The organism is Paraburkholderia sp. NPDC080076, assembly GCF_050281145.1.
In the GTDB taxonomy this organism is placed as follows: Bacteria; Pseudomonadota; Gammaproteobacteria; order Burkholderiales; family Burkholderiaceae; genus Paraburkholderia.
In genome coordinates, this window is the sequence record NZ_JBNNWQ010000005.1 from 357,727 (window position 1) to 374,722 (window position 16,996).

15 protein-coding genes are annotated in these 16,996 nt (G+C 64.1%); 7 read left to right on the top strand and 8 right to left on the bottom strand.

Going from position 1 to position 16,996, the window contains the following annotated elements; genetic code table 11:
- Positions 1-10: 10 nt before the first annotated feature.
- Entirely contained in the window at positions 11-844 is an 834-nt protein-coding gene (gene rsxB, locus ACQKRQ_RS23200) for an electron transport complex subunit RsxB (protein ID WP_427479656.1), read from the bottom strand.
- 231 nt (positions 845-1,075) lie between these two features.
- Here rsxB and ACQKRQ_RS23205 point away from each other — a divergent pair, with 231 nt between their 5' ends.
- Positions 1,076-1,708: a TetR/AcrR family transcriptional regulator gene (locus ACQKRQ_RS23205; RefSeq protein WP_012432273.1), complete on the top strand. Its 633-nt coding sequence runs from the start codon at positions 1,076-1,078 to the stop codon at positions 1,706-1,708.
- Between the two features lie 94 nt (positions 1,709-1,802).
- On the opposite strand, the gene ACQKRQ_RS23210 is transcribed toward ACQKRQ_RS23205, so the two are convergent.
- Both ACQKRQ_RS23210 and ACQKRQ_RS23215 read right to left on the bottom strand, forming a co-directional pair.
- The gene (locus tag ACQKRQ_RS23210; RefSeq protein WP_132375373.1) at positions 1,803-3,080 is read right to left on the bottom strand and encodes a polyhydroxyalkanoate depolymerase; all 1,278 of its coding nucleotides are present in this window, start codon (positions 3,078-3,080) and stop codon (positions 1,803-1,805) included.
- Between the two features lie 180 nt (positions 3,081-3,260).
- Positions 3,261-5,141, bottom strand: a complete 1,881-nt coding sequence (locus ACQKRQ_RS23215) for a glycoside hydrolase family 15 protein (RefSeq protein ID WP_408315349.1) — start codon at positions 5,139-5,141, stop codon at positions 3,261-3,263.
- Between the two features lie 241 nt (positions 5,142-5,382).
- On the opposite strand from ACQKRQ_RS23215, the gene ACQKRQ_RS23220 reads away from it, so the two are divergent.
- Positions 5,383-5,628, top strand: coding sequence for a hypothetical protein (locus ACQKRQ_RS23220; RefSeq protein WP_132375371.1), 246 nt, complete (start codon positions 5,383-5,385; stop codon positions 5,626-5,628).
- A 243-nt stretch (positions 5,629-5,871) separates the two neighbouring features.
- On the opposite strand, the gene ACQKRQ_RS23225 is transcribed toward ACQKRQ_RS23220, so the two are convergent.
- A complete protein-coding gene (locus ACQKRQ_RS23225; protein WP_007175701.1) occupies positions 5,872-6,024 on the bottom strand; it encodes a DUF3096 domain-containing protein in 153 nt (50 codons plus the stop codon).
- A 242-nt stretch (positions 6,025-6,266) separates the two neighbouring features.
- Positions 6,267-6,395, bottom strand: a complete 129-nt coding sequence (locus ACQKRQ_RS23230) for a hypothetical protein (protein ID WP_342960555.1) — start codon at positions 6,393-6,395, stop codon at positions 6,267-6,269.
- Between ACQKRQ_RS23230 and ACQKRQ_RS23235 the strand changes: the two genes are divergently transcribed.
- Complete coding sequence (locus ACQKRQ_RS23235) at positions 6,394-7,551, top strand: lactonase family protein (RefSeq protein ID WP_427479660.1); 1,158 nt, start codon at positions 6,394-6,396, stop codon at positions 7,549-7,551. The genes ACQKRQ_RS23230 and ACQKRQ_RS23235 overlap by 2 nt on opposite strands.
- A 118-nt stretch (positions 7,552-7,669) precedes the next feature.
- On the opposite strand, the gene ACQKRQ_RS23240 is transcribed toward ACQKRQ_RS23235, so the two are convergent.
- Both ACQKRQ_RS23240 and ACQKRQ_RS23245 read right to left on the bottom strand, forming a co-directional pair.
- The gene (locus ACQKRQ_RS23240; protein ID WP_427479662.1) at positions 7,670-11,983 is read right to left on the bottom strand and encodes a DNA translocase FtsK; all 4,314 of its coding nucleotides are present in this window, start codon (positions 11,981-11,983) and stop codon (positions 7,670-7,672) included.
- A gap of 263 nt (positions 11,984-12,246) precedes the next feature.
- On the bottom strand, positions 12,247-12,786 hold the full coding sequence (locus ACQKRQ_RS23245; RefSeq protein WP_132375365.1) for an META domain-containing protein: 540 nt from the start codon (positions 12,784-12,786) through the stop codon (positions 12,247-12,249).
- Positions 12,787-13,038: 252 nt separating this feature from the next.
- Here ACQKRQ_RS23245 and purT point away from each other — a divergent pair, with 252 nt between their 5' ends.
- The 3 genes from purT (at position 13,039) to ACQKRQ_RS23260 (ending at position 15,064) form a co-directional block, all read left to right on the top strand.
- A complete protein-coding gene (gene purT / locus ACQKRQ_RS23250) occupies positions 13,039-14,253 on the top strand; it encodes a formate-dependent phosphoribosylglycinamide formyltransferase (RefSeq protein WP_427479663.1) in 1,215 nt (404 codons plus the stop codon).
- Between the two features lie 136 nt (positions 14,254-14,389).
- Positions 14,390-14,602 (top strand): DUF6726 family protein, encoded by a 213-nt coding sequence (locus tag ACQKRQ_RS23255; protein ID WP_132375361.1) that lies wholly within the window; start codon positions 14,390-14,392, stop codon positions 14,600-14,602.
- Positions 14,603-14,695: 93 nt separating this feature from the next.
- Entirely contained in the window at positions 14,696-15,064 is a 369-nt protein-coding gene (locus tag ACQKRQ_RS23260; RefSeq protein ID WP_132375359.1) for an MliC family protein, read from the top strand.
- Here the strand turns inward: ACQKRQ_RS23260 and ACQKRQ_RS23265 are convergent.
- On the bottom strand, positions 15,054-15,332 hold the full coding sequence (locus ACQKRQ_RS23265; protein ID WP_427479666.1) for a hypothetical protein: 279 nt from the start codon (positions 15,330-15,332) through the stop codon (positions 15,054-15,056). The two genes, ACQKRQ_RS23260 and ACQKRQ_RS23265, sit on opposite strands and share 11 nt — an antisense overlap.
- Between ACQKRQ_RS23265 and ACQKRQ_RS23270 the strand changes: the two genes are divergently transcribed.
- Entirely contained in the window at positions 15,323-16,975 is a 1,653-nt protein-coding gene (locus tag ACQKRQ_RS23270) for an acetolactate synthase large subunit (RefSeq protein ID WP_408287299.1), read from the top strand. The genes ACQKRQ_RS23265 and ACQKRQ_RS23270 overlap by 10 nt on opposite strands.
- Positions 16,976-16,996 lie beyond the last annotated feature (21 nt).

Sequence of the window (16,996 nt, forward strand, 5' to 3'; positions counted from 1 at the left end):
GACGGTGCGGTTAGTGCTTATCGGACGGTGTATCGGGGTTGTCCGCGGCGAGGCCGAGACGGCGGCGGCGTGCTTCGGCGGCATCGATCTGCGCCTGCACGTCCGCGCTCACACGTTCGGTGTTCAGCGGGCCCTGGCCTTTGGCGGCCAGTTCCTCTTTCTTCTTGCGAGCACGGTCGAGCGCGGCCTGGATGATCGCGCGTTTCTTTGCTTCGGCGTCGTCCGCGGCGGGCGCGGCCGATGGCGCCGCAGCGTTGGCTTGCGTTGTTTCGGTAACCTGAGCAGCGGCAGCGCTGCCGGTCCGCCGCGCTGCAGCACGTGCTTCGGCAGCCTCGCGCTCGCGGGCGAGACGCGCTTCGCGCCGGTCATGGCGCTCGCGCGCGGCGTCGGCCTGCGCCTGGCTCCACGCGTCCCAACCGGTCGCTTCGCCGGTGACCGGCGGCAAGGCAATGCAGTCGACGGGGCAGGGCGGCACACACAAATCGCAACCGGTGCAGAGTTCGGCGATCACCGTATGCATCTGTTTCGGTGCGCCAACTATTGCATCGACCGGACAGGCCTGCATGCACAACGTGCAGCCGATGCAAACTTGTTCGTCGATAACCGCCAACGGACGCGGCCGTTCGACGCCGTTGGCGGAATTGAGCGGAATCACGGGCTTGCCGAGCAAAGCGGCAAGCCGTGCGATGCCTTCGGCGCCGCCCGGGGGGCATTGATTGTAGTTGGCCTCACCGCTTGCAACGGCTTCGGCATAGGGGCGGCATGCGGGGTAACCGCACTTGGTGCATTGCGTCTGGGGGAGCAGATCTTCGATGCGGTCTGCGAGTGTTTTGGTATCTGTCACGGTCACGACGTGGGGCTTTGGCTTGCGGCCGCACAGCTTGAACTAAATAGCACATTATCGCCGATTTCCCCAATTGCCATCCGCAATCCATGTGCCATAATCGAAGCGCTTTTTTCGAAAGACCGCAGAAGGGTATTCCCCCAACCAGCCCGTTCAGTGCTGTCGGTGCAAGGCCCGAGGAGAGGCCGGCGGCGCGATCCGGATAACGCGGCTCACGAAGACGATGCCACCATGAATCAGCCGAAAATCAAAAGAGATCCTGAAGGCACACGGCGCCGCATTCTGCTTGCGGCGGCCGAAGAGTTTGCAAATGGTGGGCTATTCGGCGCGCGCGTCGATCAGATCGCCCGCCGCGCGGAAACGAATGAGCGCATGCTCTATTACTACTTCGGTAGCAAGGAGCAGCTTTTTACCGCCGTACTCGAGCACGCGTTCAGCGCGCTCAATGAAGCGGAGCGCACGCTCGAGCTCAATGGCATCGCCCCGGTCGAGGCGATCACGCGTCTCGCGCATTTTGTTTGGGATTACTACCGCGATCATCCCGAGTTGCTGCGTCTCATCAATAACGAGAATCTGCATGAAGCACGCTATATGCAGAAGTCGACGCGCATCCGCGAAATGATCTCGCCGATCGTCGCCACGCTCGGCGGCATTCTCGAGCGCGGTCAACGTGCGGGGCTGTTCCGCACCAACGTCGATCCGCTGCGCTTCTATGTCACGCTCTCGGGCATGGGCTACTACATCGTGTCGAACCGCTTCACGCTCGAAGCCACACTCGGCCGCGATTTCAGCAGCGCGAGCGAGCGCAGTGAAGTGATTCAGATGAACACCGAGTTGCTGCTCGCGTATCTGTTGCGCAAGTAGGCTGCGTCAAAAGCGGCGCACTGAGGCTTCGGGATCCTCATGAACGACAACGGCCTCCGAAGAGGCCGTTGTTTGGCGATTATGCGTGCGACGCTCAGGCTTCGACTTTTTCCTTCGCTACCTTCGGCGCCTTGTTGTGCTCGAGGATGAAGTCGCGCAACTGCGGATAGATGATGGTGCGCCAGCGACGTCCGGAGAAAATGCCGTAGTGTCCGCACTTCTCCGCGGTGAAGTGACGTTTGTGCTCTTCCGGAATGCCCGTGCACAGCTCATGCGCGGCAAAGGTCTGGCCGTCGCCGGAGATGTCGTCCAGTTCGCCTTCGATCGTGAAGAGCGCGGTTTTCGTGATGTCCTGCGGCTTCACCCGTTCGCCGGAAACGTCCCACGTGCCTTCGGCGAGGCGGAATTCCTGGAACACCACGCGGATCGTGTCGAGGTAATAGTCCGCGTCCATGTCGAGCACGGCGTTGTACTCGTCGTAGAAGCGGCGGTGCGCTTCCGCGTCGTCTTCGTCGCCGCGCAGCAGGCTCTGGTAGAAATCCCAGTGCGACGCCGCGTGACGTTCCGGATTCATGGCGACAAAACCGGTGTGCTGCAAAAAGCCCGGGTAAACCTTACGGCCCACGCCCGGATAATTCGGCGGCACTGTGAAGATCACGTTGTTGTCGAACCACTCATACGAGTGTTGCGTGGCGAGCGAGTTGACCGACGTCGGGCTCTTGCGCGCGTCGATCGGGCCACCCATCATCGTCATGGTGCGCGGCGTGTCTTCGCCGCGGCTCGCCAGCAGCGAAATGGCGGCAAGCACCGGCACGGTCGGCTGACACACCGAGATCACGTGCAGATTCTTCGCGCCGATGTGACGGATGAATTCCTGAATGTAGGCGACGTAGTCGTCCAGATGAAACTCGCCGGCTTCGAGCGGCACCATGCGTGCGTCGATCCAGTCGGTCAGGTAAACCTTGTGGTCTTGCAACAACGTGCGCACGGTGTCACGCAGCAGCGTGGCGTGGTGTCCCGACAACGGTGCGCATACCAGCACGACCGGTTCGTCTTTCAATTGGGTAACAGCGTCGCTGTCGTCGGCGAAACGCTTGAAGCGCATCAGGCGGCAAAACGGCTTCTCGATGATCGTCTGTTCAATGATCGGAATGTTATGACCGTCTTTGACAATCTGATGAAGATTGAACTCGGGCTTTTCGTAATCTTTACCGAGCCGGTAGAGTAGTTCGTAACCGGCTGAGAGGCGCGTGGCGCCGGGCACGTAGGCCAAAGGGCTGGCGGGATTCGCGAAGGATTTCGACGCGGCCTGGGCCCAGGCGGTAAGGGGGCTCAACATCGCCCGCTGGAATTCGTGCAGTTGGTAGAGCATGGGTGCTCCGTTCTAAGCGGTTCGCATGGGGCTTCGCAAACACGCGTGTGGCGTTGCGGCGGGCCAATTTGGTTGTGGGCACATTGTTTTTCGGCCGACAGTCTAGTCGATCATATCGAACAAAGCGTACTTGTGCAATGCAGCATTTTGCGCGCGGCTATCACGCAAACTGTCATTAAATCATGCTACTGGCGATGTTGCCGCGCCGCTATCGGGGGTTGCAGCAGCATCAAGTTCTGGTTCTCCGGTGCCGTCATGGGGCGGTTGCCCGGTCGCCTGCGCCATCGCCTGCTCGTGTTTCATCAGGTTCAGGCCGGTGTGCACGAGCGCCACATGCGAAAACGCCTGCGGGAAATTGCCCACGAGGCGCTTCGCAGCCGGATCGTACTCTTCCGCGAGCAAACCGACATCGTTGCAGAGCGCGAGCAGCCGTTCGTACATCGCGATTGCTTCGTCGAGGCGGCCTTGCAACGCCAGGTTGTCCACCATCCAGAACGAGCAAGCGAGAAACGTGCCTTCCCCCGGCGGCAGGCCGTCGTCGTATTCGGTGGTGCGATAGCGCATCACGAAGCCGTCGCGCATCAGGTCCCGCTCGATCGCCGCCACGGTGCCTTTGACGCGCGGATCGTTCGGCGGCAGGAACGCGACCAGCGGCATCAGCAGCACGCTCGCGTCGAGCTGGTCGGTGCCGTAGCACTGCGAGAACGCGTTGAGCGCGGGATTCCAGGCCTTCTCGCAGACTTCCGCGTGGATTTGCGCGCGGGTGGCGCGCCATTCGTCGAGCGGGCCGTCGAGCTTGAACATTTCCGCCGACTTGATGGCGCGGTCGTAGGCGACCCACGCCATCACCTTCGAGAAGGTGAAATGCTGGCGGCCGCCGCGCGTTTCCCAGATGCCTTCGTCGGGTTCCTGCCAGATCGTGTCGAGGTGCTTGAGCAACGCGCACTGCACGTTCCACGCGGTGTCGTCCGCCTGCAGGCCGCCGACGCGCGCGAGATGCAGCGCATTCATCACTTCGCCATAGACGTCGAGCTGGCGCTGGCCGACCGCGTTATTGCCGATCCGCACCGGTTTCGCGTCCTGATAGCCCGGCAGCCAGTCGATTTCGAATTCGGGCAAGCGCCGCTCGCCCGCGATGCCATACATGATCTGCAACTGGTCCGGCGCACCGGCCATCACCCGGCCGAGCCACGTGCGCCACGCGCGAGCTTCGTCGTAATAGCCGCCGCGCATCATCGCGAGCAGTGTGATCGTGGCGTCGCGTAGCCAGCAGTAGCGGTAGTCCCAGTTGCGCATGCCGCCGAGCTGCTCCGGCAGCGAGGTCGTGGGCGCGGCGACGATGCCGCCGGTCGGTTCGTAAGCGAGCGCCTTCAGCGTGATCAGCGAACGGCGGATCGGCTCGGCCCAGCGCCCTTCGACCGTGCCGCGCGCCGACCATTCGAGCCAGTGATTCTCGGTGCGCGCCAGCGAGGTGTGCGGATCGCGCGCCGGCGGAATGCGCAGATGCGAGGGCGAGTAAGCGAGCGAGAACGGCACCCGTGCGCCTTCGCTGACGGTGAATTCGGCGACCGTCTTCATGTCTTCGCCACGCAACTCGACCGGCGTGCGCAACACGGCGGTGTCCGGTCCGACGATCGCCTTGATGCCGCTGTCGTGCTTCAGGCGGTCGACCCACGGAACCGAGAAGCCGTAGTCGAAACGCAGCACCAGTTCCATCTTCATGCGCACCGTGCCGCGTTTGCCGACGACGAGCCGCACCATTTCCGACCAGCCGTTACCCGGCGGCATGAAATCGATCAGCGTGACGGCGCCCTCGGGCGTCTCGAAGTCGGTTTCGAGGATCAGCGTTTCGCCGCGATAACGGCGGGTGATGGTCGGCGGCGTGTCCGAGACCGGCGAGATCAGCCAGCGGCCGTTCTCGGGCGTGCCGAGCAGGGCGGCGAAGCAGGCGCCGGAATCGAAGCGCGGCCAGCAGAGCCAGTCGACGGAACCTTCGCGGGAAACGAGCGCGGCCGTGTGGCCGTCGCCGATGAGCGCATAGTCTTCGATGAGTGCGGGCATGGGGAGCGAGTCAGTATGGCGCGCGGCGAGGAGGCGCCGCGCAAGGTGTCATCGAGGTGTCGTTGTTGTTACCGGACTTGCGCGATGCGCTTTGGTTCATCATGCAATGCAGCGAAACGCGGGTTGGTAATTGTCAAATCAATGCCTACAATCAGATTTCAAGCCGACGCCCGGAGCTTTCCGGATTATGAACCGGCCCCGCCCATGGCGCATACAGACGCCGTTTCCGAGGACCAAAGCTATGCTGAACCCGTCGAAATCCGATTGCATCACGATTCTCTCGGCCGCCAGCGAACTTGCCGACGATTCGATGTTACCGCTCGATTATGGCCGGCTAGGGCTAAGCCGCAACGGCATGCTGACCGCCGCCGCCTTTCTGGTCGAACGGGCCTGCTTCCGGCGCTATAAGGAAGGCGATGGCCATTATGCCGTTGGCGCTCTCTCGCTGCAGGGACGCTTGCGTCTCGACCAGCTTTCGAACGGCTGACTGACAGCGCTTCGCGCACTCCGGATGGTTGCTGCACCGCACTGACCGCACACTCACCGTGCTTCGGGCGAGCCTACGCCGCTTCGCCGTGCCATCCGGTTTTATTGCTTGCCTCGAGCTTCACGGCCATTGGCGCGTGACGCTTGCGCACGTCTTATGTCCTGCCTCGACGCGAGGCGCCGCCGGGCCGGCGCTGCGCCCGGTCGTGCGTCCCGTGCTTGCGTAGCCGATTGCCGCCGCCGCTCAGAAGTGCGACGACCCCACGCCGAAGATCCCAATGATGCCGATGATGATCAGATAGAGCGCGACGATGTAGTTCAACAGGCGCGGCATGACAAGAATCAGAATACCGGCGATCAACGAAACCAGCGGGCCCAGGCTGAGTGTGACGTTCATGAAGACTCCGTAGTGTGAGACGCGATTGAAAAAACGCCCCGTCAGGCGGGACAATTGCCACTCATGCTGCCGATTGCCGCCTGACCGGATAGCGGTCACCGGATTCGCTGCATGATCCGACACAACGCTTTTATACTTCTTTCGATAAGAACAACGCTCGAACGATTGCGCGGCAGACCAGAGACACCATGACAACCGAATCAACCAAATAACCGATGTAGAGGAGGTCATATGCTTCGTCGTCACCGGGCCGCGATGCCTGCCGTTGCAGATTCCCGCTTGCCTTCTGCTGCTGCTTCCACCTCATGGCGCGCGGCGCACCCTGCTCCATTGCGCTCCGCCCGTTCGATAATAAAAGGTTTCGTGCTCATGGTCTCGATTGTTGCTACGCAGGCGTTTGCGCAAGATTCCGGCCCGGCCCCCGCCGACGGCGTCTATGACATGGTGGTCGGCACCTATACCGGCCCGAAGAGCGAAGGCCTGTATGTCTATCGCTTCGACACCAGGACGGGCGAAGCGACGCGCGTCTCGGTCGCGCAGACGGTCAACCCGTCCTACCTCGTGGTGAGCCGCGATCGCCGCTTCGTCTACGCGGTCAACGAAATGCCCGGCGATAACGGCCCGGCCACGCAGCGCGGCGGCATCAGCGCGTTTCGTTTCGACGCCGCGAGCGGCCAGCTGACGTTCCTCAACAAGGTGTCTTCGGACGGCAATGATCCGTGCTATCTGAGCCTGTCGCCGGACGGCAAGTATTTGCTGACCGCGAACTACTCGGTGGCCGCCGATCCGGGCGGCAGCTTCGCGGTGTTCCCGTTGCAGGCCGATGGTCAGGTCGGCCCGTCGGTGCTCACGGTGCATCACGAAGGCGGCGGTCCGGTGAAGGGCCGCCAGGACAACTCGCACGTTCACTCCACCGTGTTCTCGCCGGACGGCCACTATCTGTTCGCGCAGGATCTCGGCGCGGACAAGCTGTACTCGTATCGCTACACGCCTGACGGCAGCCGCGGGCTGTTCGGCCCGACCGACTGGCGCTACAACCAGGAGAAAGCCGGCTCGGGTCCGCGCCATCTGGTGTTCGGCGCCGATGGCAAACACGCGTATCTGACGAGCGAAATGGCGGCCACGGTCAGCACGTTCAATTACAACGATGGCAAGCTCACCCAGGTGCAAACGCTTTCGCTGACCGAGCCGGGCTTCAAGGGCGCGGTGGGCGCGGCGGCCATTCATCTGTCGCCGGACGGGCGCTTTCTGTATGCCACCAATCGCGGCGACGCGAACGACATCGTGATCTTTTCGGTCGACCCGACCAACGGGCACCTGAAGAAGATCGGTCATCAATCCAGCATGGGCAAGTCGCCGCGTGAATTCGCAATCGACCCGACCGGCAACTGGCTGATTGTCGGCAATCAGAACAGCGATACCGTGTACGTGTTCAAGCGCAATCAGCAGAGCGGTATGCTCGACGCGAATCCCAAGCGTTTCGAACTCGGCTCGCCGGTGGATTTCAAGCTGGTCTCGCCGTCGTAAGTGTGGGCGAAGCGCGTGATGTGACGGCGCGCACCGGATGAAAAATGGGCCGCTTTTTCAAGCGGCCCATTTTCTTGCGGTGGGTGGTTTCGCACTGGCGGTGGCCAGCAATAGTTGCTTATTCCGCCGGCCCAGGCGCGAGCACTTCGCGGCTTCCGTTGATGCCCATAGCCGACACGAGGCCTGCCGTTTCCATCTGCTCGACCAGACGCGCCGCGCGGTTATAACCGATGCGCAACTGCCGCTGCACCGACGAGATCGACGCGCGCCGCGTGCGCACCACGAAAGCGACGGCTTCGTCGTAGAGCGGATCGGCTTCCGCATCCGGCGATTCGCCGAACAGATCCTGCGCCGCGCCGCCGTCGGTGGCCGGGCCGTCGAGAATGCCTTCCTCGTACTGCGGCTCGCCGAACTGCTTCAGATACTCGACGATCCGGTGCACTTCCTCGTCGGCGACGAACGCGCCGTGCACCCGTTGCGGATAGCCCGTGCCGGGCGGCAGGAACAGCATGTCGCCCTGGCCGAGCAGCGACTCAGCGCCCATCTGATCGAGAATCGTGCGCGAGTCGATCTTCGACGACACCTGGAACGCCACGCGGGTCGGAATGTTCGCCTTGATGAGGCCGGTGATCACGTCCACCGAAGGACGCTGCGTCGCCAGAATCAAATGGATGCCGGCGGCGCGCGCCTTCTGCGCGAGGCGCGCGATCAGTTCTTCGATCTTCTTGCCCGCCACCATCATCAGGTCGGCGAGTTCGTCGATCACGACCACGATCAGCGGCAGCGGCGCGAGCGGTTCGGGCGCTTCCGGCGTCAGCGAGAACGGGTTGCCGAGCTTCTTGCCCTTGGCTTCGGTGTCGCGGATTTTCTGGTTGAAGCCGGCCAGGTTGCGCACCCCGACCGCCGACATCAGGCGATAGCGCTTTTCCATTTCGCCGACGCACCAGTTCAGCGCGTTGGCGGCGAGCTTCATGTCGGTGACGACCGGCGCGAGCAGATGCGGAATGCCTTCGTAGACCGATAGCTCGAGCATCTTCGGGTCGATCATGATGAGGCGGACTTCTTCGGGTGTCGCCTTGTAGAGCAGCGAGCAGATCATCGCGTTGATCGCCACCGACTTGCCCGAACCGGTCGTGCCGGCGACCAGCATGTGCGGTGCCTTGGCCAGATCGGCGACCACCGGATGGCCGGTGATGTCCTTGCCCATGGCGAGCGTCAACTGCGAATGCGAGTTCTGATAGACGCTGGCTTCGAGGATCTCGGACAGGCGGATGGTCTGGCGCTTGGCGTTCGGCAATTCGAGGCCCATGCAGGTCTTGCCCGGAATCGTCTCGACCACGCGGATGGACGTGAGGCCGAGGCCGCGCGACAGATCCTTCATCAAGCCGACGATCTGACTGCCGCGCACGCCGAGCGCCGGCTCGACTTCGAAGCGTGTGATGACCGGTCCGGCCGACGCACCGACGACGGTGACCGGCACCTTGAATTCCTGCAGACGTTGTTCGATCAGCAGGCCGGTTTCGATGAGCTTTTCTTCGGAGACCGGTTCGACGTCGATGTCCGCGGGCGCGAGCAGGTCGAGCGTAGGCAGTTCGACCATCGATGCCGCGGGCGCGTGGAACTCGAAGCCGTTAGTGGGGCTGTGGCCGCGCAGGGGTGGGCGTGGTTGGGCGGTGGGTTCGGTGGGCTCCGTGGCTTCCGTGGGCTCCGTGGATGGGACTGCGGTTGCGTACGGTGCGGCGAGCGGTGCCGATGTTGCCGATGTTGCCGGCGTTGGCGGTGCTAGCGGAGGGATGGCGGCTTCGTTGGTGCGGTCTTCGACGGCGAAGGGTGCGTCGGCGATGACGTCGGATGCCATGGGCGTGGCCTGAACCACAAAGCCCGGAAAGCGGACTACGTTCGATGCTTGCGGCGCGATGGGTTGCGGCGGTGCTGCGGTGGTTATGTTTGTAGCTTGCGCGGGGGCGGACGAGTCCGAAGCGTGCGATGTGATGCTTTGCGGCGCCGCTGCCGTGGTTATGTTCGCCGCGTGTGCGGTGGTCGACGAGTCCGAAGCATGCGGTGTGATGCTTTGCGGCGCCGCTGCCGTGGTTATGTTCGCCGCGTGTGCGGTGGCCGATGACTCCGAAGAGCGCGGCGTGAAGTTTTGCGGCGTTACTGCGGCGGTTATGTTTGCAGCGTGCGTGGTGACCGACGAGTCCGATGCTTCAAGTGCGTCCGAGAGGCCAGGGGAGTCCACCGTTTCCGTTTCGATCGGCGTGGCGAATTCGCTTTGGCGCGCGATACTCGGCGATGGCGTGGCGTCACGCGCCGGCACTGCCCCGCTCGACACAACGACGCTGCCGACAGCCGGCGCACTCGATGACGAAGCCGCGTGTTGCGCTAGGACCGCATCGAGTTCGGCTTCCCAAGGCGCGAGCGTTTTATCGATCACGGCTTCAGCAACCGGAGCAGGCGCGGCGGGTTGCGGTTCGACAAACGGTGCGGCTTCTTTCGAATGTTCGGTGATTGCCGGCGCAGTCGTCTGCCCGGTGACTTTCGGTGTGGCGACTTCCGAATGGTCCGCAGACTTGCTGAGCGTCTGCGCGGTTTCAACGCTCGGGCTCGCGTGACTGTCGGTGTGAGTTGTCGATGCCATCGAATCGTCTTCGCACGGCGATTCATCCTCGGTCGCTTCGCTAGCTTGCAACTGCGCGGCAAAAACCTGGAACGGCGTCGGCGTGGCGACCGGCGGCACATACTGCGACGCAGGCGCAGGCGCAGGTGCAGGCGCGACCACCGGCGCCGCCGTCAACGGAGCTTGAATAATCGGCGGCTCGATCGGCCACTGCACGACGGGCTCGTGGCTGACTTCGGGCGGCACTTCGAACGCGGCTTCCATGCGCGGCGCATCGGTCGGCGTTTCTATTGCGTGATCAGCCGCAGCATTAGCATTGCCGGTAACACCCAGCGAAGGCACGTTCTCATCCGGCGGCAAAGCCGGTTCAACCGCATTCGCTCGCGGCACATCCACACTCGACCGCTCAGCCTCGAACGACGGTGCGGCGTTCGACGCGCTCGTAACCTTTGCGTTTTCCGTGCCGGTGCTGCGCGCGAGGCTGACGCCCGCAATGTCGGTCCAGCGAGCGGCGTTTTCCGCGATGCTGCGTAGCGTCTCCTGGACGCTGGCGGGTGGCGTAACTTTCTGCGTCGCCGGCATCGGCCGTGTGTAGCTCGGCGGCGGACGGCGCGTGGCCGGCGTCGGCGTGACATCGTTGGAATGCGGGGCAGGCGAGAAACCTTGCCGGGGCGCCGGCGCGCGACTGACTGGAGCCGCCGGGGCCGCCGCACCTTGAGCCGTCGTCGCAGGACGACCCGCACCGGTCGTTGCATTTCCTGCGGAACCTACGGTCGCATGGGAGCCTGCGCCGCCGGACACGACACGTGTCGTCGCTGTCGTGTGCGCCGCCACTTGAGCCCCTTGAGCCACTTTAGCTGCCGCACCCGCCGCACCCGCCGCAGCCGGAGCAAAGGCAGCACCCGCAGCCAAACCCGCGCCGCCCCCCAAAGATCCCGCCGGCCGTTGTTCACCAGCCGAGCGACGTCCAATCTGCGACGCCCCATCGCGAGCCGCCGCACCGGATGCACCCGACGCACCCGGCGCAGCGGCGCGCGGCCCAGACTCGCGCAACCACCCAGCCGGCGCGACCGGCTCTGCCGGCATCCATGCCGCCTTGTCCGCTTTAAGTGGTTGCGTCTGCATCGGCACTTGTCGCGGCGGTGTCGTCGCGGCCCCCGTGCGCAGCACCGGCTCAGCCTGTATTGCCTGACGGCGCGGCGTGGCCGCGCCAGCACGCCAGCTCGCCGCAGCGCCACGCGCCGCCGCATCCTTACCCGCCGCACTCGCCGCGGCGCCGGCCGCAGCCGCGTCGCGTCCACGCGCCGGCGGACGCCAGACCGTCGGGCGCGCATAACGGCCATTGGTTTTAGGCGCCATCGTATTGGTGGCCGGCGAAACATGCGACGGCAAACCATCATCGACGCTGCGATGACGGCGCGCTTCCTCGTCGCGTTTGGCGAGGCCGCGCGACAGGCCGAGGCCGAACGCGCCGTCGGCCCAGGCGGCGAAGTCGCGCCAGCGGAAGTCGATCAGCCACGGCAGGCTGATGAAAAGCAGCGCGAGCGCCGCCAGGGGCGTGCCGATATGCCCGAGCAGATGGCCGAATCCCGCAGCCAGCGCATGGCCGAAGCCATTCACGCCGGTCACGCCGATCAGCGACGCCTCGAGCGTGCAGCTCGCCACCAGCACGCAGACGAAGCCGAGCCACAGCCGGATCGTGCCGGGGCCGCGCAGACCCGCGCCGCCCGGCAGTGCAGACTTCACGAGACGCCACAAAAGAGGAATGAACCAGACGGCTGACCCGCCGAACCAGCCGAAAACTACCGTGTGCATACTAGACATCAACGAATGACGGACGCGCAAAAACGCAATCCGTCGAGTTTAAACCGGCGAAGCCCGATGCTTCGAAGGCAGACGCAAGTATGCTTGCGTCAATTGGAAAGCAGACCGGCGCGCGGCCCGCCGTCGGTGAAAAACAACGGCTGTCGGGACAGCCTTCATCGGTCATGTGGCCCGTCCCGATCGAGGCGCTCCGCTCCGCGGTCCGGTTCGCTCATCAGCGACCTCGAGCATCGACCGGACGATCCGCGACTCGTTCATTTCGTGCTGCGGTCGAAGGTCAGCGTGTCGCCGTTGTCGAGCACCAGTTGCATTTGCTGTGGCGCGCGCATCTGCACGCCGGTGCGGTCGATGTGCGTCAGCGCATTGAGATACGCGCCTTCGATCTGTCCGCCGGGCGTCATGCACGCCATGCGCGTGCCGCCCAGCGTGCCGAAGCTCAGCTTGCCGTCTTTCAGCGCGTACGAGCCCATGTAGCGGTTGCAGCCGGAAAAGCCGCTGGCATGGCGCTGGCCGGTCGAGGTGGAGAGCGTGAGCGTGATCGGCGCGTCCTGGTCCGCGGCCGGAATCGCGCGTGCCGTGCCGTCGGCCTGTTTCCAGGCGCTCAGCACCCAGCTGGTGTCGTCGAGCAGTTGCGCGGCGGCGGGATTGAATGGATCGGGCGCGGCGGCTTCCGAGTCGGGATGTTTCGGGATCGCACAGGCGCTCAACAGCGCGGCGACGCTCAACGCGGCGAGGGCGGTGCGCAGATACGGGGTGAAGCGCGCAACACGTCGCGCGGAGGAGCTTTGGAGCATGGCGTCGTTCCTCTTCAAACTGGCGAAGGCGTAAGGGTAACGCACTAAGCTTGCCGCACGCGAGAGCATTGGCGGGCGGAGCGCTTATTCGGTGCGCCGCGGCGCCCTTGCGCGCCGCCGTCGTGCTCCGCCGTTGCCCTTCACGCGCAGATCAGGATGCGGCCGCCGCGAGCAAGGCGCGGCGAGGGGCCCGCATGTTAACATCGTGTTCTACTCAATCCCACCCTCATCCGACTTTTATCTGGAGACCTCATGCAGATCGGCCAACGGATCGGCACGCCCCTTTCTGAATCCGCCACGCGTGTCATGCTGCTCGGCGCCGGCGAGCTCGGCAAGGAAGTGATCATCGCGCTGCAGCGGCTGGGTGTCGAAGTGATCGCCGTCGACCGTTATCCGAATGCGCCGGGCCACCAGGTGGCGCACCGCGCGCACGTGATCGACATGACCGACCGCGGGGCGTTGCGCGCGCTGGTCGAACAGGAGCGGCCGCATCTGATCGTCCCCGAGATCGAAGCGATCGCAACCGACGCGCTCGCCGCCATTGAAAGCGACGGTCTCGCCGAAGTGATCCCGACCGCGCGCGCCACGCAGCTCACCATGAACCGCGAAGGCATCCGCCGTCTCGCCGCTGAGGAACTCGGCTTGCCGACCTCGCCGTACGCGTTCGCCGATTCGCTCGACGAACTGCGCGCGGGCATCGCCAAAGTCGGCTATCCGTGCGTGGTGAAGCCGGTCATGTCGTCGTCGGGCAAGGGGCAGTCGGTGCTCCGCAGCGACGCCGACGTCGAACCCGCATGGCAATACGCGATGGCCGGCGGCCGGGTGAATCATGGCCGCGTGATCGTCGAAGGGTTTATCGACTTCGAATACGAAATCACGCAATTGACCGTGCGCGCCATCGACCCGGCGAGCGGCGAAGTCAGCACCTATTTCTGCGACCCGATCGGCCACGTGCAGGTGGCGGGCGACTACGTCGAATCGTGGCAGCCGCAGCCCATGAGCCCGCTCGCGCTCGAACGTTCGCGCGAAGTCGCGCACAAGGTGACGGCCGCGCTCGGCGGCCGGGGTCTCTTCGGCGTGGAACTTTTCGTGCGCGGCGATGACGTATGGTTTTCGGAAGTGAGTCCGCGTCCGCACGATACGGGGCTCGTCACGCTGTGCTCGCAGCGCTTTTCGGAATTCGAACTGCACGCGCGCGCAATCCTCGGTTTGCCGGTGGACACGTCGCTGCGGGCGCCGGGCGCGTCGGCGGTGATTTACGGCGGGCTCGACGAGACCGGCATTGCGTTCGAAGGCGTCGCCGCGGCGTTGGCGGTGCCGAACGCGGACCTGCGTCTGTTCGGCAAGCCGGAGAGTTTCGTCAAGCGCCGCATGGGCGTGGCGCTCGCCACCGGCGAGAACACCGACGAAGCACGTTCGCGCGCGAAGCAGGCCGCGGCAGCGGTGCGGCCGGTGTCGGCGAAGTAAGCGACGGCGCGGTGCTCGGCGAACTGCTGCAGCTGAAGCAATTCGCCGTGACTCGCCCGACCCGCGTGCCCGGCATCCATCGCCGCGCGCAATCTGAATGATTGGGCTCGTCGAGCCCATCGGAGTCGAGGTACGTATGGCGCTGGAATTGCGCAACAACACGCGGCGCGGTTGGACTGGCCGCCTCGGCGCACTCGGCGTGCTGCTCACGCTGTGCGCCGGGTTGACGGGCTGCGGCCTCGCGGCTGCGCCATGCCGGATCGCGTCCGCAGGGTTGAAGATCGTGCCGGTGGTCGGGCATGTGGCCGCCGCGCCGACCGACGCGTGCGCCGACGTGATCGACCCATAACCGGCCCGTCGTCCGCGTTTCAGCCGCAGTTCCAGAGGCGCAACGTGCGGCGCGCCGCCCGTGTTCGATTTGCCGCAACGATCGAGGCATCTCATGAAGAAATGGCTTGTTACAGTCACCACGGCGGCGGGTCTCGCGGCGCTGTACGGCCATGCGTGGGCCGCGCCGTTGCAGTTCTCGGAGATTCAGGCAAAAAACCGTCAGACGCACAAATACACCTGCGCGACCGGCAAGATTCTGCATGTCACTTACTGGAACACGGCGAACGGGCAAAGCTTCGCCCTCGTGCCGGTGAAGGGCAAGCAACTGCTGTTCGTCAATACGCTGTCGGCGTCGGGCGCGAAGTATCAGGCCGGCAGCTACACATGGTGGACCAAGGGGCCGCGCGCCGACCTGTATGACGCAATGGCCGGCGAAAACGCGCCACCCATGCTCTCCGACTGCATCACCATCAATCGCTGAGCGCGATGCGGCGGCTTTCCCTTTCCATGCCGCCGCTTGTCTCATCGCCTTCCGATTCGCCGCATTGTCCGCCGGCGCACGCCGTTTCCATTCGAGTAGTAAGCTGTCCCGCATGGCATTTGCCGCCGTGCCACCGCGTCATGCCATCCGTGCCATCCCAGGCACTGTCGGCGTGGCCGGGGTCGTTTTCGATCGTCCGTTTCCGGGCTCCAGCAATGGAGTCACGGCCCGCGTCCGTATCATCAAGCGAGACCCTCAATGAAAGCATCGGACCTGTTCGTCAAATCGCTGGAAGCCGAAGGTGTCGAGTACGTGTTCGGCATTCCCGGTGAAGAAAATCTCGATCTGCTCGAATCGCTGCGCCGCTCGAAAATCCGTCTGATTCTCACGCGCCACGAACAGGCGGCCGGTTTCATGGCCGCCACATATGGCCGTCTCACCGGCCGCACCGGCGTGTGTCTGGCCACCCTCGGGCCGGGCGCGACCAACTTCGTGACCGCCGCGGCGTATGCGCAGCTCGGCGGCATGCCGATGCTGATGGTCACCGGGCAAAAGCCGATCAAGTCGAGCAAGCAGGGGCATTTCCAGATCGTCGACGTGGTGCGCATGATGGAGCCGCTCACCAAATACACGCGGCAGATCGTATCGGTTGCCAATATTCCGGCAGCGGTGCGCGAGGCGGTCCGTCAGGCGGAAGAAGAACGGCCCGGCGCCACGCACCTCGAATTGCCCGAAGACGTCGCGCATGAAGAGGGCGATGGCAAGCCGATTCCGAAAAGCTTCAGCCGCCGTCCCGTGGCCGAGGAAAAAGCCGTGGCGCGCGCAGTCGAGGCGATCACCAGCGCGAAGCATCCGCTCTTGATGATCGGCGCGGGCGGCAACCGCAAGACCACCACCAAGATGCTGCGCGAGTTCGTCGACCAGATCGGCATTCCGTTCTTCACGACGCAGATGGGCAAAGGCGTGATCGACGAATCGCATCCCATGTGGCTCGGCAATGCGACGCTGTCGGACGGCGACTTCGTGCACCGCGCGATCGACCACGCCGACTGCATCATCAACGTCGGCCACGACGTGATCGAGAAGCCGCCGTTTTTCATGCGCAGCGGCGACGCCGGCGAGAAAACGGTGATTCACGTCAACTTCCTCGGCGCGGAAGTGGATACGGTGTACTTCCCGCAGATCGAAGTGGTTGGCGACATCGCCAACGCCGTGTGGCAACTCAAGGAAAGTCTCAAGGAGCGCCAGAAGCATTGGGACTTCACGCGCTTCAAAGAGATCAAGGAGCACTTCGAGGCGCATCTGGCCAAAGGCCAGCACGACGACCGCTTTCCTATGTATCCGGTGCGCGTCGTCAACGACGTGTACGAGACCACGCCGGTGGACGGCATCGTGTGTCTGGACAACGGCATGTACAAGATCTGGTTCGCCCGCTACTACCGCGCGCACGAACCGAATTCGCTGCTGCTCGACAATGCGTTGGCGTCGATGGGCGCGGGCCTGCCGTCCGCGATCGCCACCAAGATCGTGCACCCGGACCGCAAAGTCATGGCCGTGTGCGGCGACGGCGGCTTCATGATGAATTCGCAGGAACTGGAAACGGCGGTGCGTCTGAAGCTGGATCTGGTGATCCTGATCGTGCGCGACGACGCGTTCGGCATGATCCGCTGGAAGCAGGAAAACATGAACTTCCCGGACTACGGCATGACGCTGAGCAACCCGGATTTCGTGGCGTATGCAGAGAGCTACGGGGCGAAGGGACACCGCATCGAATCGGCGACGGAATTCGCGCCCTTGCTGCGCGAATGTTTCGCGACGCCCGGCGTGCATGTGATCGATCTGCCGATCGACTATTCGGACAATGAGCGCGTGCTGAATCGCGAGATCAAGCGGCTTTCGGCGCAATTGTGAACTTGTCACGCATTGGATCAA